The 24,803-nt window shown below is 68.7% G+C and carries 22 protein-coding genes and 1 tRNA gene; 14 read left to right on the forward strand and 9 right to left on the reverse strand.

From position 1 onward, the window contains the following. Positions 1–7: 7 nt before the first annotated feature. From CAL11_RS22530 to CAL11_RS22560, 7 genes are all read left to right on the forward strand, one after another. Positions 8–961 (forward strand): ABC transporter permease, encoded by a 954-nt coding sequence (locus tag CAL11_RS22530; protein WP_086094327.1) that lies wholly within the window; start codon positions 8–10, stop codon positions 959–961. Further along, complete coding sequence (locus CAL11_RS22535) at positions 958–1,824, forward strand: ABC transporter permease (RefSeq protein ID WP_015064674.1); 867 nt, start codon at positions 958–960, stop codon at positions 1,822–1,824. Before CAL11_RS22530 ends, CAL11_RS22535 begins: the two co-directional genes overlap by 4 nt. Further along, entirely contained in the window at positions 1,821–2,864 is a 1,044-nt protein-coding gene (locus CAL11_RS22540) for an ABC transporter ATP-binding protein (RefSeq protein WP_086094328.1), read from the forward strand. Before CAL11_RS22535 ends, CAL11_RS22540 begins: the two co-directional genes overlap by 4 nt. Then, positions 2,861–3,832 carry an ABC transporter ATP-binding protein gene (locus CAL11_RS22545; protein WP_086094329.1) on the forward strand — a complete coding sequence of 324 codons (972 nt, stop codon included), beginning with the start codon at positions 2,861–2,863 and terminating at the stop codon, positions 3,830–3,832. Before CAL11_RS22540 ends, CAL11_RS22545 begins: the two co-directional genes overlap by 4 nt. A gap of 51 nt (positions 3,833–3,883) precedes the next feature. Next, on the forward strand, positions 3,884–5,155 hold the full coding sequence (locus CAL11_RS22550; RefSeq protein WP_086094330.1) for an amino acid deaminase: 1,272 nt from the start codon (positions 3,884–3,886) through the stop codon (positions 5,153–5,155). A gap of 4 nt (positions 5,156–5,159) precedes the next feature. Beyond that, a complete protein-coding gene (locus CAL11_RS22555) occupies positions 5,160–6,071 on the forward strand; it encodes a MurR/RpiR family transcriptional regulator (RefSeq protein ID WP_086094331.1) in 912 nt (303 codons plus the stop codon). A gap of 78 nt (positions 6,072–6,149) precedes the next feature. After that, entirely contained in the window at positions 6,150–7,610 is a 1,461-nt protein-coding gene (locus CAL11_RS22560) for an N-acyl-D-amino-acid deacylase family protein (RefSeq protein ID WP_086094332.1), read from the forward strand. A 9-nt stretch (positions 7,611–7,619) separates the two neighbouring features. Here CAL11_RS22560 and CAL11_RS22565 read toward each other — a convergent pair whose 3' ends face one another. The 5 genes from CAL11_RS22565 to CAL11_RS22585 form a co-directional block, all read right to left on the reverse strand. Then, positions 7,620–9,101, reverse strand: coding sequence for an NAD-dependent succinate-semialdehyde dehydrogenase (locus CAL11_RS22565; protein ID WP_033465371.1), 1,482 nt, complete (start codon positions 9,099–9,101; stop codon positions 7,620–7,622). Positions 9,102–9,154: 53 nt separating this feature from the next. Further along, positions 9,155–10,129, reverse strand: a complete 975-nt coding sequence (locus CAL11_RS22570; RefSeq protein WP_244172878.1) for a Bug family tripartite tricarboxylate transporter substrate binding protein — start codon at positions 10,127–10,129, stop codon at positions 9,155–9,157. Positions 10,130–10,221: 92 nt separating this feature from the next. After that, entirely contained in the window at positions 10,222–11,559 is a 1,338-nt protein-coding gene (locus CAL11_RS22575) for an NAD(P)/FAD-dependent oxidoreductase (RefSeq protein WP_086094334.1), read from the reverse strand. A gap of 34 nt (positions 11,560–11,593) precedes the next feature. Then, positions 11,594–13,591 (reverse strand): hydantoinase B/oxoprolinase family protein, encoded by a 1,998-nt coding sequence (locus tag CAL11_RS22580; protein WP_086094335.1) that lies wholly within the window; start codon positions 13,589–13,591, stop codon positions 11,594–11,596. A gap of 17 nt (positions 13,592–13,608) precedes the next feature. Beyond that, complete coding sequence (locus CAL11_RS22585; RefSeq protein ID WP_086094336.1) at positions 13,609–15,657, reverse strand: hydantoinase/oxoprolinase family protein; 2,049 nt, start codon at positions 15,655–15,657, stop codon at positions 13,609–13,611. Between the two features lie 131 nt (positions 15,658–15,788). Here CAL11_RS22585 and CAL11_RS22590 point away from each other — a divergent pair, with 131 nt between their 5' ends. After that, the gene (locus CAL11_RS22590) at positions 15,789–16,700 is read left to right on the forward strand and encodes a LysR substrate-binding domain-containing protein (protein WP_086094337.1); all 912 of its coding nucleotides are present in this window, start codon (positions 15,789–15,791) and stop codon (positions 16,698–16,700) included. Positions 16,701–16,844: 144 nt separating this feature from the next. Here the strand turns inward: CAL11_RS22590 and CAL11_RS22595 are convergent. From CAL11_RS22595 to CAL11_RS22605, 3 genes are all read right to left on the reverse strand, one after another. Beyond that, a tRNA-Pro gene (locus CAL11_RS22595) sits at positions 16,845–16,921 on the reverse strand. Positions 16,922–16,966: 45 nt separating this feature from the next. Further along, positions 16,967–17,932, reverse strand: a complete 966-nt coding sequence (gene ispB / locus CAL11_RS22600) for an octaprenyl diphosphate synthase (RefSeq protein WP_033465379.1) — start codon at positions 17,930–17,932, stop codon at positions 16,967–16,969. A 114-nt stretch (positions 17,933–18,046) separates the two neighbouring features. After that, positions 18,047–19,195 (reverse strand): fumarylacetoacetate hydrolase family protein, encoded by a 1,149-nt coding sequence (locus tag CAL11_RS22605; RefSeq protein WP_086094672.1) that lies wholly within the window; start codon positions 19,193–19,195, stop codon positions 18,047–18,049. A gap of 413 nt (positions 19,196–19,608) precedes the next feature. Between CAL11_RS22605 and rplU the strand changes: the two genes are divergently transcribed. From rplU to proB, 4 genes are all read left to right on the forward strand, one after another. Next, positions 19,609–19,920: a 50S ribosomal protein L21 gene (gene rplU / locus CAL11_RS22610; protein WP_003807462.1), complete on the forward strand. Its 312-nt coding sequence runs from the start codon at positions 19,609–19,611 to the stop codon at positions 19,918–19,920. 34 nt (positions 19,921–19,954) lie between these two features. After that, the gene (gene rpmA, locus CAL11_RS22615; RefSeq protein ID WP_033465381.1) at positions 19,955–20,215 is read left to right on the forward strand and encodes a 50S ribosomal protein L27; all 261 of its coding nucleotides are present in this window, start codon (positions 19,955–19,957) and stop codon (positions 20,213–20,215) included. A gap of 150 nt (positions 20,216–20,365) precedes the next feature. Continuing rightward, complete coding sequence (gene obgE / locus CAL11_RS22620; RefSeq protein ID WP_033465383.1) at positions 20,366–21,499, forward strand: GTPase ObgE; 1,134 nt, start codon at positions 20,366–20,368, stop codon at positions 21,497–21,499. A gap of 71 nt (positions 21,500–21,570) precedes the next feature. Then, the gene (proB, locus tag CAL11_RS22625) at positions 21,571–22,707 is read left to right on the forward strand and encodes a glutamate 5-kinase (RefSeq protein WP_033465385.1); all 1,137 of its coding nucleotides are present in this window, start codon (positions 21,571–21,573) and stop codon (positions 22,705–22,707) included. 170 nt (positions 22,708–22,877) lie between these two features. Here proB and CAL11_RS22630 read toward each other — a convergent pair whose 3' ends face one another. Next, entirely contained in the window at positions 22,878–23,672 is a 795-nt protein-coding gene (locus CAL11_RS22630; RefSeq protein WP_086094338.1) for a response regulator transcription factor, read from the reverse strand. A gap of 62 nt (positions 23,673–23,734) precedes the next feature. On the opposite strand from CAL11_RS22630, the gene CAL11_RS22635 reads away from it, so the two are divergent. Continuing rightward, the gene (locus CAL11_RS22635) at positions 23,735–24,178 is read left to right on the forward strand and encodes a helix-turn-helix domain-containing protein (protein ID WP_033465389.1); all 444 of its coding nucleotides are present in this window, start codon (positions 23,735–23,737) and stop codon (positions 24,176–24,178) included. 118 nt (positions 24,179–24,296) lie between these two features. Then, positions 24,297–24,740, forward strand: coding sequence for a helix-turn-helix domain-containing protein (locus CAL11_RS22640; protein ID WP_208617565.1), 444 nt, complete (start codon positions 24,297–24,299; stop codon positions 24,738–24,740). Positions 24,741–24,803: the final 63 nt, after the last annotated feature.

The following is a 24,803-nucleotide window of genomic DNA, read 5'->3' on the forward strand; positions in this document are numbered from 1 at the left end:
CATTTCCATGCTGCGCTTCCTGTTCGCCCGCCTGGCGGGCGCCGTACTGGTGCTCGTGCTGGTCGCGGTCATCGTCTTCATCATGAGCCGGCTGGCCGCCGGCGATCCGATCGCCCTGCTGCTGGGCGACCAGGCCAGCATCGCCGATATCGAGCACGTACGCGCCCAGTACGGCCTGGACCAGCCGCTGCCGACCCAGTTCGCCTTGTGGGTCGAGCAATTGCTGCAGGGCAACCTGGGGCAATCGCTGTTCCTGCAGCAGCCCGTGGCGCAGGCCTTGCTGGACCGCGCCGAGCCGACGCTGTTCCTGGCTATCTTCGCCGTCGGCATCGCCGCGCTGATCGGCATCCCGGCCGGCATGGCGGCGGCCATCTGGCGCGGCAGCGCCGCCGACCAGGCGTTCAGCAGCCTGGCGATGCTGGGCGCCAGCGTTCCCAGCTTCTGGCTGGGCCTGACCTTGATCCAGGTCTTCGCGGTCCAGCTGGGCTGGTTCCCCGCCTCGGGATACGGCGACCCCAGCGCCGGCTTCAGCGAACGGCTGGGCCACCTGCTGCTGCCGGCGATCGTCCTGGGCCTGGTCAACTCGGCGCTCATCATCCGCTTCACGCGGGCCGCCATGCTGGACATCCTCGGCGAGGACTACGTGCGCACGGCCCGCGCCAAGGGGCTGGGCGAGGCCACCGTCATGATCAAGCACGTGCTGGGCAACTCGCTCGTGCCCATCATCACGGTGCTCGGCCTGACCATGGCCGTGATGATCGGCGGCACGGTCGTGACGGAAACGGTGTTCAACCTGCCCGGCGTGGGCAATCTTGTGGTGCGCGCGGTGCTGCGCCGGGATTACCCCGTGATCCAAGGCACCTTGCTGGTCATCGCCGCCATCTACGTATTCATTAACTTCAGCATCGACATCATCTACACCCTGGTCGACCCGCGCATCCGCCTGGAGGGCTCCGCATGACGCCCGCCAGCCACAGCGCCGCCAGGCAGTTCGCGGCCCTGCTCGCACGCCTGTTCGCCCGCCGCGTCGTGCTGATCGCCGCCATCGTCCTGTTGCTGCTGGTGGCCGTCGCCGTCGTCTACCCCTGGCTGTCCGGCGCCGATCCGAACGCCATGCAACCCAGCAAACGCCTGCGCGCGCCCGCGCTGGGCGCGCTGGCGGGCACCGACGAGCTGGGCCGCGACGTGCTGGCGCGCATCGTCTACGGGGCGCGCTATTCGCTGCTGATCGGCTTCATGACCGCCGTGGGCGCCGTCGTGCTCGGCACGGTGCTGGGCATCATGGCGGGCTTCTTCCGCCGGCTCGACGGCCTGCTGATGCGCGTGGTCGACGCCATGATGTCCTTTCCCGACATCCTGCTGGGCATCGCGCTGGTGTCCATTCTCGGGGCATCGCTGTGGAACGTGATGCTGGCCCTGGTGATCGTGTACACCCCGCGCGTGGCGCGCGTCGTGCGCTCCAGCACCCTGGTGCTCAAGGAGCTGCTGTTCGTCGACGCCGCCCGGGCGCTGGGCGTGCGCACGCCCTGGATACTGGTGCGGCATATCCTGCCCAACCTCATGTCGCCGATCCTGGTGCAACTGACGTTCTGCTTCGCCCACGCGATCCTGGCCGAGGCCGGACTGTCCTTCCTGGGCGTGGGCGTCCCGCCCGACATTCCCACCTGGGGCACGATGATCGCCGGCAGCGTGGAGTACGCCGATCGCGCGTTCTGGACCATCTTCGCACCCGGCCTGGCCATCGTGGTCACCGCCCTGGCTTTGCAGCTGCTGGGCGACGGCGTGCGCGACCTGCTCGACCCGAAACTCCGGAGGGCCCTATGAGCACCGCGCCAGGACTGCCCCCGCAGGCAAGCGCCGAGCCGGCGTTGCCGCGCCTGCAGGTCGCCAACCTCTCCACCTCGTTCGCCACCGGGCAGGGGCGCATCCAGAGCGTTGCCGACGTCTCGTTCTCGATCATGCCGGGCCAGACGCTGGCCCTGGTCGGCGAGTCCGGGTCAGGCAAATCCGTCACCAGCCTGAGCCTGATGGGCCTGCACGCCAAGACATCGCAGGCCCAGGTCAGCGGGCAGGCCTGGTTCGAGCGGCGCGACGCAAGCCGGGTGGACCTGCTGGCCCTGCCGGAAGCGGCCAGGCGCAGCCTGCGCGGCAACGAGATGGCCATGATCTTCCAGGAGCCCATGACCAGCCTGAATCCGGTCCTGACGGTGGGCGAGCAGATTGCCGAGTCCGTCCGGCTGCATCTGCGCATGGATCGTGGCGCCGCGCGCGCGCACGCACGGCGCATGCTGGAGCTGGTGGAGATCCCGGCCGCCGCGCAACGCCTGGGCGAATACCCGCACCAGCTCTCGGGCGGCATGCGCCAGCGGGTCATGATTGCGCTGGCCATGGCCTGCAACCCCAGCCTGCTGATCGCCGATGAACCGACCACCGCGCTGGACGTGACGATCCAGGCCCAGATCCTGGCCCTGATGGGCCGCCTGCAGCGCGAAACAGGCATGAGCCTGCTGTTCATCACCCACAACCTGGCCGTGGTCGCGCAGTACGCCGACGCCGTCGCCGTCATGTACGCCGGACGCATCGTGGAATCGGCCGATGTGCACGCCCTGTTCGGCCAGCCGGCGCACCCGTACACGCGCGGGCTGCTCGCCTGCCTGCCCGGCGTGGCGCGCCGGCGCGGCGCCGGGCGCAAGCTGAGCGCCATCCCAGGCCAGGTATTCAGCCCCGCGGCGATCCCGCCAGGCTGCGCCTTCGCGCCACGCTGCGCCGAGAAGACGCCCGCCTGCGACCAGGCCATGCCCGGCCTGCATGACTATGCCGCGCAACGCATGGTGCGTTGCATCCACGTGGAGAGCGCAAGATGACCGCCGCCAGCATGCCGTTGTTGGAAATCGATAGGCTGCGCAAGTTCTTCGGCAAGGGCAGCCACCCGGTACGGGCTGTCGACGAGGTCAGTTTCACGATCCATCGCGGCGAGACGTTGGGGCTGGTGGGCGAATCGGGTTCGGGCAAGAGCACCATCGGACGCATGATCACGCGCCTGCTCGACCCCACCAGCGGCAGCATGCGCTACCACGGCGAGCCGGGCGTCCAGGACCTCGCGCGCCTGTCGCAGTCGCAGTATCGCGCCCTGCGTTCGAAGATCCAGATCATTTTCCAGGATCCCTATGCAAGCCTGAACCCGCGCATGCGCATCCGCGACGTGCTGGCCGAGGCGCTCGGCACGCATGGCCTGGCGCAGGGCGCCGCGCGGCTGCCGCGCATCCACGCCCTCCTGCAGCAGGTGGGCCTGCAGCCCGAGCACGCCGAACGCTTCCCGCACGAGTTCTCGGGCGGCCAGCGCCAGCGCATCGGCATCGCGCGGGCGCTGGCCGTGCAGCCGCAGTTCATCGTCGCCGACGAGCCCTTGTCGGCCCTGGACGTCTCCATCCAGGCACAGGTCGTGAATCTGCTGAGCGACCTGAAAGCCCAGCTCGGCCTGACCCTGCTGTTCATCTCGCACGACCTGGACGTCGTCGAATACCTGTGCGACCGCGTCGTGGTGCTGTATCTCGGCAAGGTGATGGAGATCGCGCCCACCGCCGCCTTGTACGCGCAGCCGCGCCATCCCTACACGCAGGCCCTGCTGGCGGCCGCTCCGGTGCCCGATCCGGCCCAGCGGCGCGATATCGCGCCATTGGGCGGCGACCTGCCCAGCCCCCGCCATCCCCCTTCAGGCTGCGTTTTCCGCACCCGGTGCCGCATGGCGGAGGCGCGCTGCGCCAACGGCCCGATGCCGCTGCGCGAGGCGCGGCCCGGCCACTGGCACGCCTGCTGGAAGGCCTCGACCTGAACCGTATCGCCCACGCCGCGCCGCGGCGCCGTACCCTACCCTGTCACCGCCATGACCGACGACTTCATCCTCGACCACCGCTGCAAGAGCTATCCCGCCACCGCATCGCCCTGCCGACCCGGCATGCTGGCCGAAAAAGGCTGGCACGTACTGGCCGACGACCTGCCCTTCCCGCTGGCCGTGCTGCGCGCCTCCGCGCTGGCCCACAACCTGGCATGGATGCAGGACTATGCCAGGCGCAACGGCGTCGCCCTGGCGCCGCACGGCAAGACCACCATGTCGCCGGAACTGTTCAGGCTGCAGCTCGGCGCGGGCGCCTGGGGCCTGACCTTCGCCACGGTCTACCAACTGGCGCATGGCGTGCGCGCCGGCGCGCGCCGCTGCATCATCGCCAACCAGGTCGTGTCCGACGCGGACCTCGACGGACTGCGCGCCCTGCTGGCCGCTCACCCGGACCTGCGCGTGTGGTTCCTGGTCGACTCGATCGAACAACTGCGCCTGATCGAAGACTGGCGCCAGCGCCGCCAGGCGGACATCCGCTTCGACACCTTGCTGGAGATCGGCATCCCGGGCCAGCGCACCGGCTGCCGCACGGCCGCCGACGCGCTCGCGCTCGCGCAAGCCGTCGCCGCCTCGCCGGCGACGCGGCTGGGCGGCATCGAATGCTATGAAGGCGGCGCCGCAAGCTGCGACAGCGACCGCGACACCGCGGCGGTCACCGCGCTGATACGCCGCGTCCTGGATGTGGCGCGGCAATGCGACGAGCAGAACCTGTACGCGCATCCGGAGATCATCCTGAGCGCCGGCGGCTCGGCGGTGTTCGACCTCGTGATGCCCCTGCTGCGGGCGCAGGACCTGTCCCGCCCCGTCCTGGGAGTCCTGCGCTCCGGGTGCTACATTACGCACGACCATGGCAAGTACGCGCGCTTTCTCCACCTGCTCGAACAGCGCGAAGGACTGGACGCGTCCCTGCGGCCGGCGCTGGAAGTCTGGACCCACGTGCAATCCGTGCCCGAACCCGGGCTGGCCTTGCTGACCTGCGGCCGGCGTGATATCTCCTACGACCTGGAAATGCCCCGGCCGGTGCGCTTTGCGCGGCGCGCGGCGCGCCGGGCCGACGACGCGCCGGCCGGCTGGTCCGTCAGCGCCCTGAACGACCAGCACGCCTACCTGCGCTTCGACCCGGCCGGCCCGGCGCCGCAGGTGGGCGACCGGGTGGCCCTGGGGATTTCCCACCCTTGCACCACTTTCGACAAATGGCGCTGGATGGCGCTGGTCGACGACGACGGCGCCATCACGGGCGCCATCAGTACGCGATTCTGACTCTATGACTCAACACACGCACAATCTGCTGCAGCAGATGCAGGAACGCTCGTCGGAACTCTCTCCGGCCCAGAAGATGGTCGTCCGGGTAATCCTGGACGATCCGCAGGCGGCGGTGCTTGCGACGGTCGAGCAACTGGCCCAGAAGGCCGGCGTGTCCATGCCCACCATCGTGCGCACCTGCCGCAGTTTCGGCTTCGTCTCGGTGCGCGACTTCATGGTGGCGCTGGCGCAGAGCTACGCGGCCACCAGCTCGCTGCTGCATCGCAGCGTGCTGGCCGACGACGGGGTCGCCGACGTATCCAGCAAGGTCATCCACGCCGCGATCTCGTCGCTGAGCGAACTGGATCGCGATCTCGACGTCATCACGCTGGACAAGGTCGCCGAGCGCGTCGCGCAGGCCGAGCGCATCGACTGCTATTCGGTGGGCGCCGCCTCCACCTTCATCGCCCACGAACTGCACAGCCGCCTGTTCCGCCTGGGGCTGAGGTCGAACACCTTCTTCGACATGCACCAGCAACTGATGTCGGCCAGCACCCTGGGCGCCAAGGGCGTGGCGTTCGTCATTTCCCATGTGGGGCGCATGCCCTACACCCTGGAAGCCGCGCGCTACGCACGCGAGCATGGCGCCACGGTGGTCGCGCTGACCCAGCCCGGCACGCCGCTGGCCGCGGCCGCCGACCTGGTGCTGGCGGTCTCGGGCCCGCAGGATCCGCTGCGCCGCGTGGGCACCGAGACCCAGCTGGCCCACCTGGTGGTGATCGAGATCCTGATGGTGCGGCTTGCCCAGAAACTGGGCCCGGTGGCGGTCCACGGCCTGCAAGGCTTCAAGCAGCTGTTGCAGCAGCACGGCCTGGACAGCGACGCCTATATCGACGTGGTGGAGCGCCCGGCGGACCGCGGCACCCAGGCATAGCCGGCAGGCGGGCGACCCGGACGACGCCGCGCCAGCGCTGATGGACCAAGACCGCAAACCCATGGGGAGAGGAGCATCATGTTCGACCTGATCATCCGCAACGGCGCCGTCATCGATGGCAGCGGCGCGGCGCGCGCGCGCGCCGACGTCGGCATTGTCGGTCAACGCATTCATGCCGTCGGCGACCTGGCGGCCGAGCCGGCCCGCGAGGAAATCGACGCGGCCGGCCTGATCGTCGCGCCCGGCTTCATCGACGCCCACGCCCACGACGACCGCCTGCTGCTGTCCAGCCCGGACATGACGCCCAAGCTGTCGCAAGGCGTCACCACGGTGGTGACCGGCAACTGCGGCATTTCGCTCGCGCCCATGCCGCGGCCGGTGCCGCAGCCGGTCACGCCGCCGCTGGACCTGCTCGACCGCGACGGGCAGTGGTACCGGTTCGACAGCTTCGCGCAGTACCTGGAGACGCTGCGCGACGCGCCGCCGGCCATCAACTTCGCGCCGCTGGTGGGGCACACCACGCTGCGGGTCGTGGCGATGGACGACGTCCTGGCGCCAGCCACCGACGCCGAGATCGCGCACATGCGCAAGCTGGCCGAGCAGGCGCTGCAAGCCGGCGCCATCGGCATTTCGACCGGGCTGGCCTACACCACCGCGATGCCGGCCACCACGGACGAGGTGGTGCAGGTCTGCGCCAGCCTGCGCGCGTTCGGCGGGATCTACTGCACCCACATGCGCAACGAATCCGACCACAGCATGGAGTCCCTGGCCGAAGCCTTCGAGATCGGCCGCCGCCTGGATGTGCCGGTGGTGATCTCGCACCACAAGCTGACCGGCCCGCGCAATTTCGGGCGATCCCGCGAGACGCTGCCCTTCATCCAGCGCACCATGCAGACCCAGCCCGTGTGCCTGGACTGCTACCCGTACCTGGCCGGCTCCACGGTGCTGGAAGTATGGCGCATACAGCGCTGCGAGCGCGTCATCATCACCTGGTCGACGCCGCATCCGGAATTCGCGGGCCGCGAACTCGACGACATCGCCGCCGAGCTGGGGATAAGCCGCGAAGCGGCCGCCGAACGCCTGATGCCGGGCGGCGCCATTTATTTCCAGATGGACGAACAGGACGTCGAACGCATCCTGTCGTTCGACCCGACCATGATAGGCTCGGACGGCCTGCCTCACGACGCCAGGCCGCACCCCCGCCTGTGGGGCGCCTTCCCGAAAATCCTGGGGCACTACGTGCGCACGCGCGGGCTGTTCTCGCTGGAAGCCGCGGTCCACAAGATGACGGGCCTGACGGCCGGCAATTTCGGCTTCCCGGATCGCGGGCTGATCAGGCCCGGCGCGTTCGCCGACATCACCATTTTCGACGCCGACACCATCGACGCGGGCTCCGACTACGGCAGCGAGACCGCCCATGCGCACGGCATCGCCCACGTGCTGGTCAACGGCGAACTGGCATGGACCCAGGGGGCCGGCACCGGCAGCCGCACCGGCACGCGGGTGGGACGCCGGGCCGGCCAGGGCCGGGCCCCGTAAGCCGCGCCCTCAGTCCAGCTGGCCCTGGCAGACGTACTTGATCTGCATGTACTCGGCCAGGCCATGGCGCGAGCCTTCGCGGCCGTAACCCGAATCCTTGACGCCGCCGAACGGGGCCGCCTCGGCGGCCAGCGCCCCCTCGTTGACGCCGACGATGCCGGTCTCCAGCGCGTCGGCCAGGCGCCAGATGCGCCGCACGTCGGTCGAATAGAAGTAGGCGGCCAGGCCGAACGCGGTCGCATTGGCCGCCGCCACCACGTCGGCCTCGCTGGCGAAGACGGCGATGGGCGCGACCGGCCCGAAGGTTTCCTCGCGGAAGCAGGCCATGGTCTCGTCCACCCCGGTCAACACGGTCGGCGCGTAATAGTGGTCGCCGGCGCAACGGGCCGAGTGGATGCGCTGGCCACCCGCCTGCAGGCGCGCGCCGCGCTCCAGGGCGTCGGCGACGTGATGCTCGATCTTCTCGACGGCGCGCGCGTTGATCATCGGCCCGATCTGCGAAGCCGGGTCGCTGGCCGGCCCGACGACCAGCGCCTCCACGCGCGCCGCCAGCTTGCGCACGAACGCGTCGTGCACGCCGGCCTGCACGAAGATGCGGTTGGGACAGACGCAGGTCTGGCCGCCATTGCGGAACTTGGACACCATCAGGCCCTCGACGGCGGCGTCCAGGTCGGCGTCGTCGAACACGATGAAAGGCGCGTTGCCGCCCAGCTCCAGCGAGACCCGCTTCAAGGTGTCGGCGCTGCGCCTGGCCAGGTGCTTGCCCACGGGGGTCGAACCCGTGAAGGTGATCTTGCGCACGCGCGGATCGTCCAGCCAGGCGTCGGCGACTTCGGCGGCCCGGCCCCGCGAGGCGGTCACGATGTTGAGCACGCCGGGCGGCACTCCCGCCTGCCGCGCCAGGGCCGTCAGCGCCAGCGACGTCAGCGGCGTGTCCTCGGCCGGCTTGCACACGACCGTGCACCCTGCCGCCAGGGCCGGGGCGATCTTGCGGGCGATCATGGCCGCCGGGAAGTTCCACGGCGTGATCGCCGCCACCACGCCGACCGGCTCGCGCAGCGCGAACATGCGCCGCCCTGGCGCCGGGCTGGGGATGAGGTCGCCGTCGGCGCGCGTGGCCTCTTCGGCAAACCATTCGACATAGCTGGCCGCATAGCCCACTTCGCCGCGCGCCTCGGCCAGCGGCTTGCCCTGCTCCGAGGAAATCAGGCGGGCCAGGTCTTCGGCGTTCTCGTGCAACAGGGCATTCCAGCGCTTGATGACCTGCGCGCGGACCTTGGCGGGAGTCCGGCGCCAGTCCGCGAAGGCCAGGTGCGCCGCCGTGACGGCCGCGCTCGCATCGCGGGCGCCGCTGTCGGGCACATGCGCGATCACCTTGCCGGTGGCGGGATCCGAAACCGCGAAGCGCGCGCCCAGCGCCGCTTCGCGCCATTCCGATCCAATCAGGTTGCGGCCAGGCAGCAGCGCGGCGTTGCCGACGGATAGGGGCATGAGGTCTTCCTTTGCAATGTGAAGGAGGCGCCGCGGACCGCGGCGCCGGTTGGCTAGAGCTTGATGCCGGAAGCCTGCACGAAACGCTTCCAGCGCTCGACTTCGCCGATCATGAAGGTCTTGGTCTGCGCCAGCGACATGGCCGGCATCAGCGGCGTGCCCTGGCTCTCGAACTGCCTGACCAGCTCCTGGTTCTCGCGCGCCGACTCGAACGCCTTGCCGAGCCGGTCCACGATGCCCTGCGGCGTGCCCGCCGGCGCCCACAGGCCATTCCAGGTCACGACGGCGAAGTCCTTCTTGAAGATTTCGCTCAGGGTCGGGATGTCCGGCGCCACCGACAGGCGCTGCCCGTTGGTGGTGGCGATGGCGCGCAGGCGTCCGGACTGCACCAGCGGTCCGACGACCGACCAGGGATCGACCGCATAGGTCAGGCGCTTGCCGATGACATCGGCCATGACGCCCTGGGATCCCTGGCGATACGGCACGTGCAGCACCTCGGGGTATCCCAGCTCCATGGCGATCAGCTTGCAGATGATGTGGCTGGACGTGCCCACGCCGTTGGAGCCGTAGCTGACCGCCTGCTGTCCGGCCTTCATGTGCGCGGCGAGGTCTGCCATCGTATGGATGTCGCTGTCGCCGGCCACCACCACGAACACCGGCACGCTGATCGTGACGGCGATGGGCGCGAAATCGCGTATCGGGTTATACGAGAGGTCGGGATAGACGAACGGCGCGATCGCATAAGGCGTGGCGGCGCTGTAGAGCAGCGAGTAGCCGTCCGGCGCCGAGCGCGCGATGACCGCCGCGCCCACGTTGCCGCCCGCCCCCGCGCGGTTTTCCACCACCACGGACGCGCCCTTGATCGCCCTGGTGGTGACCTCGGCATACGCGCGGGCCGCGATGTCGGTGCTGCTGCCGGCGGAAAAAGGCACCAGGAACTTGATCGGCCGGTCCGGATAGCCGGCTTCGCCGGCCGGCGAGGCCGCTGCCAGGCGCGCGGCGCCCAATGCCGCAGGCAACGCGGCCATGGCGCCCAGGAACGCTCTTCGGTTGTATCGCATATTGGTATTCCCCTTGCAGAAGTGATGACTGCCCAAGACCGCCGGTACGTGCCGGCCGTTCAATACAGAATGCTGGGTTGCAGCCGCCGCCCGTCGACCAGGCGCGCGTACGAGAACGCGTCCAGCGACAGGTCGGAGCGCCCCCGCGCGATCCATTGCGCAAGGCAGCGGCCGGCCCCCAGGGAGGAGCTGAACCCATGGCCGCTGAAACCGGTACACAAATACAGGCCCGGCATCCGGGCCACGTCGGAGATGACGGGAATGCCGTCGGGCGTGTTGTCGATGACGCCGCCCCAAGCCTGGTCGATCAGGTCCGGCCCCATGCCGGGAAACACCGCTCCGGCATCCTCGTAGGCGCTGCGCACCAGGGCCATGTCCGGCGTGGGATCCAGCACCCGATGGCGGGCGTACGGAGGCTTGTCGAGGTGGAAGTAGCGGAACTCGTCCCAGCACTGTGCGAAGAACTGCCTGCCGATCGACAATCTGACGTTGGCCTTGCGCGCGCGGTAGAGCGAGCGGAACTTCATGCCGTAGCGCAGCAGGTCGGGCACGACGTGCATGGTTCCCCGGCCGCTCTTGGCCAGCGTCAGCCCGCCGTCCTCGCGATGGCGGAACGAAAAATGCGTCGCTCTTGCCGGCGCCGCGCCGCCGGTGTCGAACTGCCTGCTGCGCGAGGCCGAGGAATGCACCTGCAGGATGGGCAAGGGCAGCTTGTGCTTGCGGCAGAACAGCGAGGACCAGGCGCCGCCGGCCACCACCACCTGGCTGGCGCGCACCAGGCCGCGCTCGGTCTGCACGCCGGCCACGCGGCCGGCCTCGACCAGCAGCTCATTGACCGCGCATTGCTGGATGACCTGCGCGCCGTTGTCCATCGCGTGGCGCGCCAGCAGCGGAATCGCGCGCTCCGGTTCCGCATAGCCGTCGCGCTCGGTGCGGATGCCGCCTATCCAGGGCGTCTTGCTCCAGGCATGGGTCGCATTGGCCTCGCGCGCCGACAGCATCCGGGCCGGCACGCCGCGCGCGGCGGCGGCCTGCTGCCAGCGCTCCCAGGTGCGCAGTTCGGACGGATCGTCGGTCACGAACACCACGCCGGTCTCGCGAAAACCCGCGTCCACGCCCGTATCGGCCTGCACGCCGCGCCACAGCTCGACGCTCAGCCTGGCCAGCTCCAGCTCGCGGATATCGCGTCCCAGCGTGCGGCACCAGCCCCAATTGCGGCTGCTCTGTTCGGCGGCCACCCAGCCCTTTTCGATGACCGCGACCCGCACGCCGAGCCGCGTCAGTTCGTGCGCGGTCGCGACCCCGGCCGCGCCCGCGCCGATGATGGCCACGTCCACCTCGGCCGGCGGCGTGTGGGGCGTGTCGATGCGCAGCAATGCCTGTTTCAGTTGTTGCATGACGGTATGTATCGGTAGCGTTGCGATCGGCGCCTCAGGCGCTGGCGGCCTGCAGCTGGGGATAGGCCTTGACCAGTTGCGCGAAAATCTCGTCGATGATTTCCGGCCGCGTGTCCGCGACGTCGCCGCCCAGGCGCTGGTCCAGCGCGTCGAAGATCTTGATCTTCAGGAAGTGGCGCCAGATGGGCGCCACGCCGGCGAGGTGATGGGTCATGCGTTCGTAGCGAGCCAGCGTCCAGACCGCCTCGAAGGCGTCGCGGCCGGCGCCGTGGTCATAATGCGCGCCGGCCGGATCGCGCCCGGCCAGTTCGGCGCGCAACCGCGCCGTGGCATCGCGGCTGACCTCGCCGCCCTCGATGACCACGCCGTACTGCCCGCGGGCGTTCTCGACCGACACGTAGCCGCAGCGCACATCGTGCAGCACCCTGGCCGGATCGCGCTGGTAGGGCGAGCCGTAGCCGCCGCCGCCGCAGCCCTCCAGGCGGATCACATCGCCCGGCTGGCATTGGATGAAATCGTGCACGCCCAGGTCCTCCTCGTGGGCGGTGCCGGGGTTGCGCAGAAAGCGCGACACGGTGCCGGCCTTGCCGCCCAGCACGCCCCAGGACGCGAAACGGGACCGGTCGCGGTTGCGCGCGGTGACCGCCGAATTGGGCGTGTACACCTGGAACTCCATGCACGTGCCCAGGCCGCCGCGGTAGCGCCCCGGGCCGCCGCTGTCGGGCACCATACCGTAGCGGGTGATGCGGATGGGAACTTCGGTCTCGTTGATCTCGACCGGCGTATTGCGCAGGAACGCCACGATGGCCCCGGACGCGTCGGCGCCGTCGCTGTACGGATCTCCTCCCGCGCCGCCGCCCACCGGCCCGATGGCGGCGATGATGGTCTTGCCGTCGCGATCGGTCGTCTTCACGTTGACGATGCTCATCCCGCCGGCGGGCGAGGCGGGCAGGCGGTCCGGCACCACTTGCGAGAACACCCCCATGGTGGCGTACTGCACCACCTTGCAGGTCAGGCTGCGCATGCCCACCGCCGCCGGCGCCAGCGGATTGACCACCGAGCCCTCGGGCAGGATGCAGCGCGCCACGCGCAGCATGCCGGCATTGAGCAGGATTTCCGGGTTGAGCGAATACAGCACGTAGTTCAGGCCGACCAGGGCCAGCACGTGGCGCTCCTTGCCGCCGGTGGGCATGTTCAGCGACGAGGTCAGCTGCGGATCGCTGCCGGTGAAGTCGAACTCCAGCTCGTCGCCGCGGATGCGCAAGGTGATCGCCACGCGCAGCGGCTTGCCGTTGAGCGAATCCTCGTCGGCGTACTCGGCGAAGAAGTAATCGCCGTCGGGCATGGCGCGCACGATGGCGCGCGCCTGCTGTTCCGAATAATCGAGCATCGCCGCCATGCCTTCCTTGAAGGCCTGCAGCCCGAAGCGCTCGATGATCTCGATGATGCGGCGCTCGCCGGTCATGAGCATGGCCGTCTGGGCCTGCAGGTCGCCCCGGTTCTGCTCGGGCGAGCGCACGTTGAGCTCCATCAGGCGCATCAGTTCTTCGTTGAGCACGCCGCGGCGCACGATCCTGGTGGGCGGAAAGCGTATCCCTTCCTGGTGCACCTCGGTCAGGGTGCGCGACAGCGACGCCGGCACCGCCCCGCCCATGTCGGTGTTGTGGATGTGGCCGCCCACGAAGCACACCATCTCGCCCTGGTAGTACACCGGCTTCCACATCATGATGTCGGGCGTATGCGTGGCCACGTAGCCGCTGTACGCATCGTTGGTCATGCAGATGTCGCCCGGCTCGTAGCCGTCGATCATCTCGATGGCTCCGCTGAAATCCAGGCCCGGGTACCAGGTCGCGCCCAGCGTTTTGGGCGAGGCGAACGTCTGCCCCTGCGGCGTCATGATGGTGCAGGAGAAGTCCTCGGTTTCCTTCACGAACGCGGAGTGCGCGGTGCGCATGAGCGTGTGCGCCATGCTTTCCGCGGCGGCCACGCAGTAGTTCGCGAAGATCTGCAGTACGGTCTTGTCGAAGTTCATGTGATGCCCTGTCCAGATCAGTTCAGCTCGAGCGCGGTGAGTTCCAGGTTGCCGTAGGTATCGACGCGCGCGTCGAAGCCCGGCAGCACGCAGGTGGTGCAATCGTCCTGGGCCACGATGGCGGGACCGCTGAAGGCCTGGCCGGCCAGCAGCTTCTCGCGCCGGTACAGCGGCACGTCGCGGTACTGGCCCTCCAGCCAGATGCGCAGGGTGGATTCGCGCGGCGGCACGCCGGCGCCCTTGGCGATATGGTTGAGCTCGGGCTTGGGCGTCCTGGACGTAATGACCAGCCGCATAGCCACGACCTGCACGCCCGCGCTGGCGTCGCCGTGCCCATACAGCCGCTCGTGCTCCTTGTGAAAGGCCTGGCTCAGGCTGTCGATGGCGCCCGCCTCCAGCCAGGCGCGCTCGACCGGGGTATCGATCTCGAACGACTGGCCGCGATAACGCATGTCGGCGGAAATATCGATCTCGGCGCCGGCATCGGTGCCGACCTCGGCCACCAGCCACGCGCGCGCCTGCGCCTCCAGCTCGCTGGCCGCCTGGGCCAGCGAGCCCACGGTGGCGGCATTGAGATCGCAATACGTGGTGCGCACGAAATCGTTCTTCACATCCGCGATCAGCCCGCCCAGCGCGCTCAGCACGCCCGGCGTGGTGGGCACCAGCAGCTTCTGCACCTTCAGGGCCTTGGCCAGGTAGCAGGCCAGCATCGGGCCGGCGCCGCCGAACGGCATCAGGCTGAACACGCGCGGATCGATGCCGAAGCGCGAAATCACCCGGCTCACGCCCGCGTACATGCTGGACACCGACACGTTGACGATGGCCTCGGCGGTCCGCAGCACATCGGTGCCCAGTTTCTCGGCCAGCGGCTCGATCGACCGGCGCGCCGCCTCGACATCGACCTGCACCGCGTTGTAGCCCAGCTGCTGCGAGCCGATCACGCCCATGACCGCGAACGCGTCGGTAATGGTGGGCTGGGTGCCGCCCTTGCCGTAGCACACCGGCCCGGGCGTGGAGCCCGCGCTCTGCGGCCCCACCTTCAGCACGCCCAGTTCGTCCACCCAGGCGATCGATCCGCCGCCATCGCCCACCGACGACACCGACACCGAGGGGATATGGATCTGGAAATCGCCGATGTACTCGCCCGTGGCGAACTGCGGCTTGCCGTCGACGATCAGGGCGATATCGGCGGTCGTACCGCCGATGTCCAGGCTCATGCAGTTCGGGATATGGCACAGGTCGGCGATGTAGGCCGCGCCGATCACCCCCGAGGCGGTGCCTGACAGGATCATCTGCACGCAATTGGCCTTGCCGTGCTCGGCGCTCATCACGCCGCCGTTGGACTTGGTGACCTTGAGGTCCACCGGCACCCCGCTCTCACGCAGCGCACCCTGCAGGCTTTCCAGGTAATGCGAGACGCGCGGCTGCACGTAGCCCCCGATGGTGGCGGTCAGCGTACGCTCGTATTCGCGGATGATCGGCCAGACCTCATGCGAGCAGGACACGAACATCCCCGGCAGCGCGCGCCGCAGGATCGCCTTGACCTGCTGCTCATGGGCCGGATTGCGGTAGGCATGCAGCAGCGAGACGACCACGCCTTCGCAGCCCGCCTCGCGCAGCGCCTCGGCCGCCGCCAGCACGCTGGCCTCGTCCACCGGCGCGACCACGCTGCCGTCGGCGCCCAGCCGTTCGTCCACGCCGAACACCCGGTCGCGCGAAATCAGCGGCGCCGGCCGCTTGGACATGAGGTGGTACATGTCGGGAATCTTCAGCCGGCCGATGTCCAGCACGTCCTCGAAGTTGCGCGTGGTGATCAGCGCCAGCTTCAGGCCGCGGCGCTGCACCACGGCATTGACCCCCACCGTCGTGCCATGCGTGAAGTACGACACCTGGGCCGGATCCAGGCCATGCCGTGCCTTCAGCTGCTCGATGCCGGCCAGGACTTCGCTGCCCGGCGCGTCCGGGCGGGAGAAGACTTTCAGAGTTTGAATTGTTCGCGTGGATTCATCCAGCACGGCGAAGTCCGCGAAGGACCCGCCGATATCCACTCCGATCCGAAGGCTCATTGGGGCACGTTCCTTAAAGTCGGGAGGCCTGTGGCAGCCCCCCTCTGCTGTCGATGCGGCCATGTTATGGACTCGCACCCCATATGACTAATTGGATTATCATCAGGGTCCATGCAGAATTGATATGACCCATGCTGAACTTTCGCCAGGTCGAGACCTTCCGGGCGGTCATGCTGACGCGCTCCATGACACAGGCGGCCAAGGACCTGCACACCACGCAGCCCAACGTCAGCCGGGTCATCGCCCAGCTGGAGGCGCGCATCGGGTTGCGCCTGTTCGAACGCGTGGCCGGCAAGCTGGTGCCGACCCGCGAAGGCGAGGTGTTCTTCCGCGACGTCGAGATGACGTTCGCCGGCCTGCGCAGCCTGGAAAGCTCCGCCGCCACTCTGCGCAGGCGCGGCACCGGCCACTTGCGCATCTCGGCCGTGCCCTCGCCCGCCCTGGTCACGGTGCCCGAGGCCCTGCAGCTGTTCGCCGAGCGCTTCCCCGACGTCACGGTGTCCATGCACGTGGCCGATTCGATCACGGTGTGCCAATGGACCGCCGCGGGCTACAGCGACATCGGCGTGGCTTCGGACATCTTCAGCAGCCCCGGCATCGGCCACCACGTGGCCAGCGAGGCGCTGGGCGTATGCATCGTCCCGGCCGGCCACCGGCTGGCCGCGCTGCCGCGCGCCCTCGCCCCGGCGGACCTGGCCGGCGAGCGCTTTCTCTCGCTCTCGCCCAACGATGCCATGCGCAAGGAAATCGACAAGGTCTTCGCCGCCGCGGGGGACCGCCGCATCCTGTCGTACGAATCGCACTTCGCCGCCGCTATCTGCCACATGGTCGGCCTGGGGCTGGGCGTGAGCATCGCCAATCCGGACGTGGCCGACGGCTTCCGCTCGCTGGATATCGCCATCAAGCCGTTCGCGCCGGACATCCGCTTCGCGACATACCTGGTATATCCGTCCAGCAGCCCGCTGAGCCTGCTGGCCCAGACCTTCTGCGAATGCTATGAAATCAGCGCCAGCCGCAGGCGGGCGCGGCGCCAGGCGGGCTGAACCCGCCGCGCCCGAAACGGGCGTGAACGCAAAAAAGCCGACACCACGTTTGCGGTATCGGCCTTCGCTGTGCGCCCCGTCGCTGTGCAGCTTGTGGGCTGGCAACGCACATGGCGCCACCCGGGAAATTCGACCAACGAAAGTTGGTCGGGGCGAGAGGATTCGAACCTCCGACTCCTGCGTCCCGAACGCAGTACTCTACCAGGCTGAGCTACGCCCCGATTTCTTGCTGTCTTGCTTTTTCTTCCCCGGCGCCTGGATTTCGATCAACGATCTCTATTCACCGCGAAAGCGCAGAATTCTAGCAGAGATTTTTGATAAAGGGAAACCGGGAAGACAGACAGCGCCTGCCGGGCAAGTTCTGCCTCGTTTTCGGCGGCCTGGCGCGCATGCGCCAGCGCGTCGGTGGCCTGGATGGCCTGGGCCACCGCGGCGAAGTCGGCCTGGCCGGTCTTGATCGCCTCACGAATCAGCTCGCGCTGCTCGGGCGTGCCCGTCTCCATGACGCGGATCAGCGGCAGCGTGGGCTTGCCCTCGCGCAGGTCGTCGCCCACGTTCTTGCCCAGGGCATGGGCATCGCCGCTGTAGTCCAGCACATCGTCGACCAGCTGGAAGGCGGTGCCGACGTGGCGCCCATAGGCGGCCGCGGCGGCCTCCTGCTCGGGGCTGGCGCCGGCCAGCACCGCGCCGACCTGGGCGGCGGCCTCGAACAGCTTGGCGGTCTTGTAGCGCACCACCTGCAGGTAGCGCTCCTGCGACACATCGGGGTCGTGCACGTTGAGCAGCTGCAGCACCTCGCCTTCGGCGATCACCGTGGTGGCCTGCGACAGGATCTGCATGATGCGCATCGAGTCGGCCTCGACCATCATCTCGAACGACCGCGAATACAGGTAGTCGCCCACCAGCACGCTGGCGGCGTTGCCGAACACGGCGTTGGCCGTATCGCGGCCGCGGCGCAGGTCCGACTCGTCGACCACGTCGTCATGCAGCAGCGTGGCGGTGTGAATGAACTCGACGACCGCGGCCAGCAACTGGTGGTGCGTGCCCTGGTAGCCAAGCGCGCGCGCCACCATCAGCACCATGGCGGGCCGCATGCGCTTGCCGCCGGCGCCGATGATGTAGTCGCCGATGGTGCGGATCAGCACGACGTCGGAGTTCAGCCGGTCGCGGATGACCGCGTCGACAGCCTTCATGTCGTCGGCAATAGGGGCAATCAACTCAGGGAGATTCAAGGCGTATCCGACAGGTAAGGGAGCCGGCCGGCGGCTCGCACACTCATACCCGGCGCACGCGGCGCCGGTACACGTCGGCCGAATTATACGGTCTGCCCAGGAGCGGCCGGACCGCTACAGGCCGCGGCGGCGCAGATTGGCATAGAGCGCACGCACGCCGAACGTCCAGGGCGCGATGGCGGTGGCCAGGCCGACGCGATTGACCAGCGCCCCCAGCCGCGGCGAGGCGATGCGCACCAGGTCGCCCGGGCGGTGCGTGAAACCGCGGCCGGCGACGGCGCGGTCCTGGGTGGGCGAAAACATGGAGCCCAGGAACAGCATGAACCCATCCGGATACTGGTGATGGCCGCCGCAGCTCTGGCGCACCAGTTCGAGCGGGTCGCGGCTGATCTCGCGCATATGGCTCGTGGCGTCCAGCACGAAGCCGTCCTCCTGCCCCTCGACGCGCAGCCGCACGTCGGCGCGGCGCACATCGCCCAGCCCGAAGCCGGCGTCGAACAGGCGCACGAACGGCCCCATGGCACACGATCCGTTGTTGTCCTTGGCCCGGTTCTGCAGCAGCGCGCTGCGCCCCTCGATATCGCGCAGGTTGACGTCGTTGCCCAGGGTCGCGCCCACCGCCTGGCCGCGCGCGTCCACCGCCAGCACGATCTCCGGTTCCGGATTGTTCCACTCCGACTCCGGCAGCAGCCCGATCCAGGCCCCGTATCCCACCGAGGCCATGGGCGGAGCCTTGGAAAACACCTCGGCGTCGGGGCCGAGTCCCACTTCGAGGTATGGCGACCACATCCCCCGCGCCTGCAGCACGGCCTTCAGGCGCGCCGCCTCGGGCGAGCCCGGGCGCAGTTGCGACAGGTCCGTGCCGATCAGCCCGGCGATGCGCTCGCGCACCGCCGCGGCGCGGCCGGCGTCGCCGCCAGCCTGCTCCTCGCCGATCCGCTCGACCAGGCTGGCCGCGAAGGTCGCGCCGGCGGCCTTGACCGGCTGCAGGTCGCAAGGAGCCAGCATCGCCCCGGCGGCGCGGCCGGCCAGCCAGTCGGCCGCCTGCCCCAGGCATTCGCCCGCGGCGCTGCGCGCCAGCGCGACGCGGTCGCCGCGATCGAGCAGGTCGGCCAGCGTCGGCGCGGCCGCGGTCAGGTCGTACAGCAACCCGCCCCGCACCGCCACCACGCATGGCCCGTCGACGGGCGCCGGCCGCCACACGCGGCCAACCAGCAAGGCGCGCTCCAGGTCTTCGGGCAAGTCGTCATGAGGTACCGCCATGGCCAGCAATCTCCAAGAGGGCGCCAGGGGCACCGCCGGCCGTTGCAAACGGCAGGGCCGCCAGGAAGAATCGCGCGAGTCTAGGGCCGCGCCCGGCGTCGCGCAAGACGGCGCCCGCGGCGCGCTGGCGCGCCGCCTGTTGGCCGCACGCCACAGCACGCGGCCCGCCGCGCCCCCTAAGCCCTTAGCCCAGAACGGCTTTTTGACTTTTCCACAGGGGCGGACTAGAATCGTCGATTCGGTCTTTGGCCGAATTGCGCCTGGATTGCCCGCACCGCACGGTGCCTGGATGGGCATTACTGGGAAACGCGCGGGTGCGCCGGCCAAGCCTGGCGCGCCTTGCGAGAGCCAGTGCTGCACCGCAGGCCCCATGCAAATGCCTGCAATCCACATTTAATTTAAGGATATATCCCATGTACGCGGTCATAAAAACCGGCGGCAAGCAGTATCGCGTTGCCACCGGCGAAAAACTCAAGGTAGAACAGATACCTGCTGACATTGGGCAAGAAATCACCCTGGACCAAGTGCTGTCCGTGGGCGAAGGCGACCAGCTGAAAGTTGGCACGCCGCTCGTCTCCGGCGCTGTGGTCAAGGCGACGGTTCTTGCACATGGCCGGCACGACAAGATCAAGATCTTCAAGATGCGCCGTCGCAAGCACTACCAGAAGCACCAAGGCCACCGTCAGAACTACACCGAGATCCGCATCGAAGCCATCACGGCTTGATACGGCCCCGGTACCTAATTAGCAGGAGCTAAACATGGCACAGAAAAAGGGCGGCGGTTCTACCCGGAACGGCCGCGACTCGGAATCGAAACGACTGGGCGTCAAGGTGTATGGCGGCCAAAGCATCCTGGCTGGCTCGATCATCGTGCGCCAGCGTGGCACGCGCTTTCACCCCGGCGTGAACGTCGGCGTGGGCAAGGACCACACCCTGTTCGCCCTGTCCAACGGCAAGGTGCACTTCAGCGTCAAGGGTGCCCTGAACAAACCCACCGTCTCGGTGGTCGCCGCCGAGTAATCGGCCGCGCGTTCCCCGGAACGGCGAGCCCTGCCGCACGCGGCAGGGCTTTTTGTTTTCAGGCAGAATAGCCGGAACCGCACGGCCGCGCGCCGGCGCGGCGCAACATCCGCCCGCCTGGCGGGCAGACACCGAATACCACCATAGATCATGAAATTCGTAGACGAAGCCACCATCGAAGTCATCGCCGGCAAAGGCGGCAATGGCGTGGCCAGCTTTCGCCGCGAAAAATTCATCCCCAAGGGCGGCCCGGACGGCGGTGACGGCGGACGCGGCGGCAGCATCTATGCCGTGGCCGACCGCAATATCAACACCCTGATCGATTTCCGCTACGCCCGCCTGCATCGCGCCAAGAATGGCGAGAACGGCCGCGGCTCGGATCAATACGGGGCAGCCGCCCCCGACATCACCCTGCGCGTGCCGGTGGGCACCGTGGTGCACGACGCCGATACCGGCGAAGTGCTGTTCGACCTGGACCGCCACGACCAGAAGGTTACGCTGGCCGCGGGCGGCGCCGGCGGCATGGGCAACATCCATTTCAAGTCCAGCACCAATCGCGCGCCGCGCCAATGGACGCCCGGCAAGGAAGGCGAACAGCGCCGCCTGCGCATGGAACTGAAGGTGCTGGCCGACGTCGGCCTGCTCGGGCTGCCCAATGCCGGCAAGTCGACGCTGATCAGCCGCATTTCGAATGCGCGGCCCAAGATCGCCGACTACCCCTTCACGACGCTGCACCCCAATCTCGGCGTGGTGCGCACCTCGCCCTCGCGCAGCTTCGTGGTGGCGGACATTCCCGGCCTGATCGAAGGCGCCTCCGAGGGCGCCGGCCTGGGCCATCTGTTCCTGCGCCACCTGGCGCGCACGCGCGTACTGCTGCACCTGGTCGATATCTCCAGCCCCGACCCGGAAGCCGACCCCATCGCGCAGGCGGTCGTCGATGCCAACGCCATCGTCGAAGAACTGCGCCGCTACGATCCCGAGCTGGCCGCCAAGCCGCGCTGGCTGGTGCTCAACAAACTGGACATGGTGCCCGACGCCCAGGACGCCCAGCAGCGTTTCTGCGCCGAGTTCGGCTGGACCGGCCCGGTCTTCGCGATCTCCGGCCTCAATGGCGAAGGCACCCAGGACCTGATCTGGGCCCTGCAGGACTACCTCGACGCCGAAAAGCGCAAGGACCAGGACGCCCAGGACCAGGCCGACGGCACCTATGTGTTCGAAGATCCGCGTTTCGACGCCAGCCGTGGCGGCGCCGCGCCCGCCACGCCGCCTGGCGGTGACGAATAACCCTTTCCCGCACTCCGTCACCCGCCGCGCAATGCGCGGCAGCCCTCGAAACGCCATACCCGGTCATCGCCATGACTGCCCAAACCTCTGCCGTTTCTGTCATTTCCGCGGCCAATCGGCTGGTCGCAAAAGTGGGTTCCTCGCTGGTCACCAACGAAGGCCGCGGCCTGGATCGCGCCGCGGTAGGCCACTGGGCCGCCCAGATCGCCGCCCTGCACCAGCAGGGCAAGCAAGTCGTGCTGGTTTCCAGCGGCGCCATTGCCGAAGGCATGGCGCGGCTGGGCTGGCGCAAGCGCCCTTCGGCCATGCACGAATTGCAGGCCGCCGCCGCCGTGGGCCAGATGGGCCTGTGCCAGGCTTATGAAGCCGCCTTCGCCGAGTTCGGCCTGCGCACCGCGCAGATCCTGCTGACCCACGAAGACCTGGCCGACCGGCACCGCTACCTCAATGCGCGCTCGACCCTGTTCGCCCTGCTGCGACTGGGCGTGGTGCCCATCGTCAACGAAAACGACACCGTCGTCACCGACGAAATCCGCTTCGGCGACAACGACACCCTGGGCGCCCTGGTCACCAACCTGATCGAAGCCGATGCGCTCATCATCCTGACCGACCAGCGCGGCCTGTACGAAGCCGACCCGCGCCGCGATCCGGCCGCGCGCTTCGTGGCGCATGCGCAGGCCGGCGATGCCGCCCTCGAAGCCATGGCCGGCGGCGCCGGCAGCGGCGTGGGCACCGGCGGCATGCTCACCAAGATCCTGGCGGCCAAGCGGGCCGCCCATAGCGGCGCCCATACCGTCATCGCCTCGGGCCGCGAACGCAATGTGCTGACCCGCCTGGCGCAAGGCGAATGCATCGGCACGGAATTGCGCGCGGTGCTGCCGGTATGGTCGGCGCGCAAGCAATGGCTGGCCGACCACCTGCGCCTGCGCGGCCGCGTGGTGCTCGATGATGGCGCCGTGCACGCCCTGCTGCACGAAGGCAAGAGCCTGCTGCCCATCGGCGTGGCCGAAGTCCAGGGCGAATTCGAGCGCGGCGACGTGGTGGCCTGCGTCGACATGCATGGACGCGAATGCGCGCGCGGACTGATCAATTATTCGTCGGCCGATACCCGGCGCATCCTGCGCCAGCCATCGAACCAGATCGCGCGCATCCTGGGCAGCATGACAGACCCGGAACTGATGCACCGCGACAACCTGGTCGTTACCTGAGCCGCCGGGCCGCCCGGCAACATTGGCCAACATGCCGGGCAGGCCACCTTCCGATCTGTCTCGTATTCCTGGCCATCATTGGCAGGCCGTGTGTAGGTAAATTCCGTGCGCACCTCATGCCCCGGGTAGCCTTGACCAGACAGTACGGACTGCGGCCCCCACGCGCCAGATCAGCCCGCGTCGCTGTCGGCGATGAACAGATACCCCCAGCGCCGCACCGACAGCAAGGGCAGGTTGATGCCCATGCGCTGCGCCTTGGCGCGCAGCCGCGAGACCATGACGTCGACGTTGCGCGACAGGCCAGCGGCCGCCTCGTACGACGCGACATGCGAAGAATGGGCCGTCCACGAAGGCAGCACCTCGGACGAAACGGGCGCGCCGTCCCGCGGGCCGCGCTGCCTCAAACCGCAGGCAAGCTGTTGGCGCGCCAGGCGATGGCCGGGAGCGGCCAGCAGGCGCGCCATGAACTCGCGCTCGGCCACGGTCAGGGGCAGGCGCACGCCGCCAGGCCCCGCCAGGACCCTGCCGGCATTGCTCAGGTACCATGCGCTGGCCGCGGCGGCCGAGGCAGTGCCCCGGCGCGCGAACGCGCCCACCATCGCGGCCATCTCTTCGACTTGCGTCTCGATCGGCAAGCATAGGTCCACGCCGGCGCGCATCATGGCGATACGCTCCGGCAGGCCGCCTTCGGACAGCAAGGCGACCACCACGGCGGCGGGCACGCTGGTGCGGGTGGTGCGCACCAGGCCGGACAGCGTGCCGGCAACGCCGCACAGGGCCACCGCATCGGGCGGGTGCATGGCCAGCAGCCGCGCCAGCGCATGCTGGCCCTCGCACCAGTCGACAGTCCAGCCGGCCTGCCGCCAGCCAGCCTCGAGCCGGACACGCGCTTCGATCATCACGCTGCTGAACGCCAACAATATGCGGCCGGCGCTGGAATCGTCAGGAATGGAATAGGTGGACATTTCAACACTAACGTAATAAATTCAACCACCATAGTGCTTGATTCGCACGATTCAATCAGGCCGTGAAGACATTTTCAGACCGATTGAAACATGCGCGAGCACTGCGTTCGCTAACGCAACAGGATCTGGCGCGCGCCAGCGGCCTGTCGCAGAGCGCGGTAGCCAGCTACGAGAACGGCCAGCGGCAATCCAGCCGTTCGGTTCGCAAGCTGGCGGCCGCCCTGCAGGTGAACCTGGACTGGCTGGAGACCGGCAAGGGCTCGATGGAGGGCCTGGCCGACTACAGCCCTTCGCCCGTTGGCGGCGCTTACTACCTGATGGAACCGGGCAGTGGCGAAACGCCGCCGCGCGCACTGCCGCCGTGGCCGTTCGCGACCATTGCACGTGCGCAGTACGAAGCGCTGGCCGCCCGCGACAAACGCCTGCTTGAACAGATGCTGCGCAGCTTTGTCGAAGCCTGCCATGCCGAATACGCCGACGGCCGCGGCCGTTCGCGCAAGCACTGATGCAAGCGCCGATGCTGGTGTGCGCCTCGCGCCCGCCTGGAACCGAAGCCCGAGCATATCAACACCAAAGTAATTTTCCAACTACCATAGTACTGGATTGGCAAGATTCAATCGGCCAGTGAAGAAATTTTCGGACCGATTGAAGCATGCTCGGAGACTGCGCCAGCTCTCGCAGGAAAACTTGGCGCACATCAGCGGCCTGTCGCAAAGCGCCGTGGCCAGCTACGAAAATGGCCTGCGGCAATCCAGCCGCTCGATGCGCAAGCTGGCCAGCGCCCTGCAGGTGAACCTGGACTGGCTCGAAACCGGCGTGGGTCCGATGGAGCTCGACGCCTATCCCAGCGGCCAGGCGGCCAGGCGCCCCGGCCTGATGGAACCGGACGGCGAGCGCGCGACCGCCGCGCGGCCGGCCCCGCCATGGCCGTTTCGCGCCGTCGCCCACAGCCGCTACCAGGCGCTCAGCGCCCGCGACAAGCTGCTGCTCGAGCAGCTCGTGCGCACCTTCATCGACGCCTGCCATGCGGACTACGGCCGCGCGCCGCCGTGGCCACGCGAGCGCTGAACGCGGTCCGCGATATGGAATAATGCCCCTGCCGCGCCCCGCCGGGCGCGCGCCTCTATTTCA

It is taken from the genome of Bordetella genomosp. 6 (genome assembly GCF_002119705.1).
In the GTDB taxonomy this organism is placed as follows: Bacteria; Pseudomonadota; Gammaproteobacteria; order Burkholderiales; family Burkholderiaceae_B; genus Bordetella; species Bordetella bronchiseptica_F.

Coding starts and splice junctions, on each gene's coding strand:
- CAL11_RS22545 (WP_086094329.1), top strand. CDS start 2,861: ATGACCGCCGCCAGCATGCCGTTGTTGGAAATCGATAGGCTGCGCAAG.
- CAL11_RS22580 (WP_086094335.1), bottom strand. CDS start 13,591: ATGAACTTCGACAAGACCGTACTGCAGATCTTCGCGAACTACTGCGTG.
- CAL11_RS22540 (WP_086094328.1), top strand. CDS start 1,821: ATGAGCACCGCGCCAGGACTGCCCCCGCAGGCAAGCGCCGAGCCGGCG.
- CAL11_RS22605 (WP_086094672.1), bottom strand. CDS start 19,195: ATGGCGGTACCTCATGACGACTTGCCCGAAGACCTGGAGCGCGCCTTG.
- CAL11_RS22590 (WP_086094337.1), top strand. CDS start 15,789: ATGCTGAACTTTCGCCAGGTCGAGACCTTCCGGGCGGTCATGCTGACG.
- CAL11_RS22565 (WP_033465371.1), bottom strand. CDS start 9,101: ATGCCCCTATCCGTCGGCAACGCCGCGCTGCTGCCTGGCCGCAACCTG.
- CAL11_RS22555 (WP_086094331.1), top strand. CDS start 5,160: ATGACTCAACACACGCACAATCTGCTGCAGCAGATGCAGGAACGCTCG.
- CAL11_RS22630 (WP_086094338.1), bottom strand. CDS start 23,672: ATGTCCACCTATTCCATTCCTGACGATTCCAGCGCCGGCCGCATATTG.
- CAL11_RS22560 (WP_086094332.1), top strand. CDS start 6,150: ATGTTCGACCTGATCATCCGCAACGGCGCCGTCATCGATGGCAGCGGC.
- CAL11_RS22575 (WP_086094334.1), bottom strand. CDS start 11,559: ATGCAACAACTGAAACAGGCATTGCTGCGCATCGACACGCCCCACACG.
- CAL11_RS22550 (WP_086094330.1), top strand. CDS start 3,884: ATGACCGACGACTTCATCCTCGACCACCGCTGCAAGAGCTATCCCGCC.
- CAL11_RS22570 (WP_244172878.1), bottom strand. CDS start 10,129: ATGGCCGCGTTGCCTGCGGCATTGGGCGCCGCGCGCCTGGCAGCGGCC.
- rpmA (WP_033465381.1), top strand. CDS start 19,955: ATGGCACAGAAAAAGGGCGGCGGTTCTACCCGGAACGGCCGCGACTCG.
- CAL11_RS22530 (WP_086094327.1), top strand. CDS start 8: ATGCTGCGCTTCCTGTTCGCCCGCCTGGCGGGCGCCGTACTGGTGCTC.
- CAL11_RS22535 (WP_015064674.1), top strand. CDS start 958: ATGACGCCCGCCAGCCACAGCGCCGCCAGGCAGTTCGCGGCCCTGCTC.
- CAL11_RS22585 (WP_086094336.1), bottom strand. CDS start 15,657: ATGAGCCTTCGGATCGGAGTGGATATCGGCGGGTCCTTCGCGGACTTC.
- obgE (WP_033465383.1), top strand. CDS start 20,366: ATGAAATTCGTAGACGAAGCCACCATCGAAGTCATCGCCGGCAAAGGC.
- proB (WP_033465385.1), top strand. CDS start 21,571: ATGACTGCCCAAACCTCTGCCGTTTCTGTCATTTCCGCGGCCAATCGG.
- rplU (WP_003807462.1), top strand. CDS start 19,609: ATGTACGCGGTCATAAAAACCGGCGGCAAGCAGTATCGCGTTGCCACC.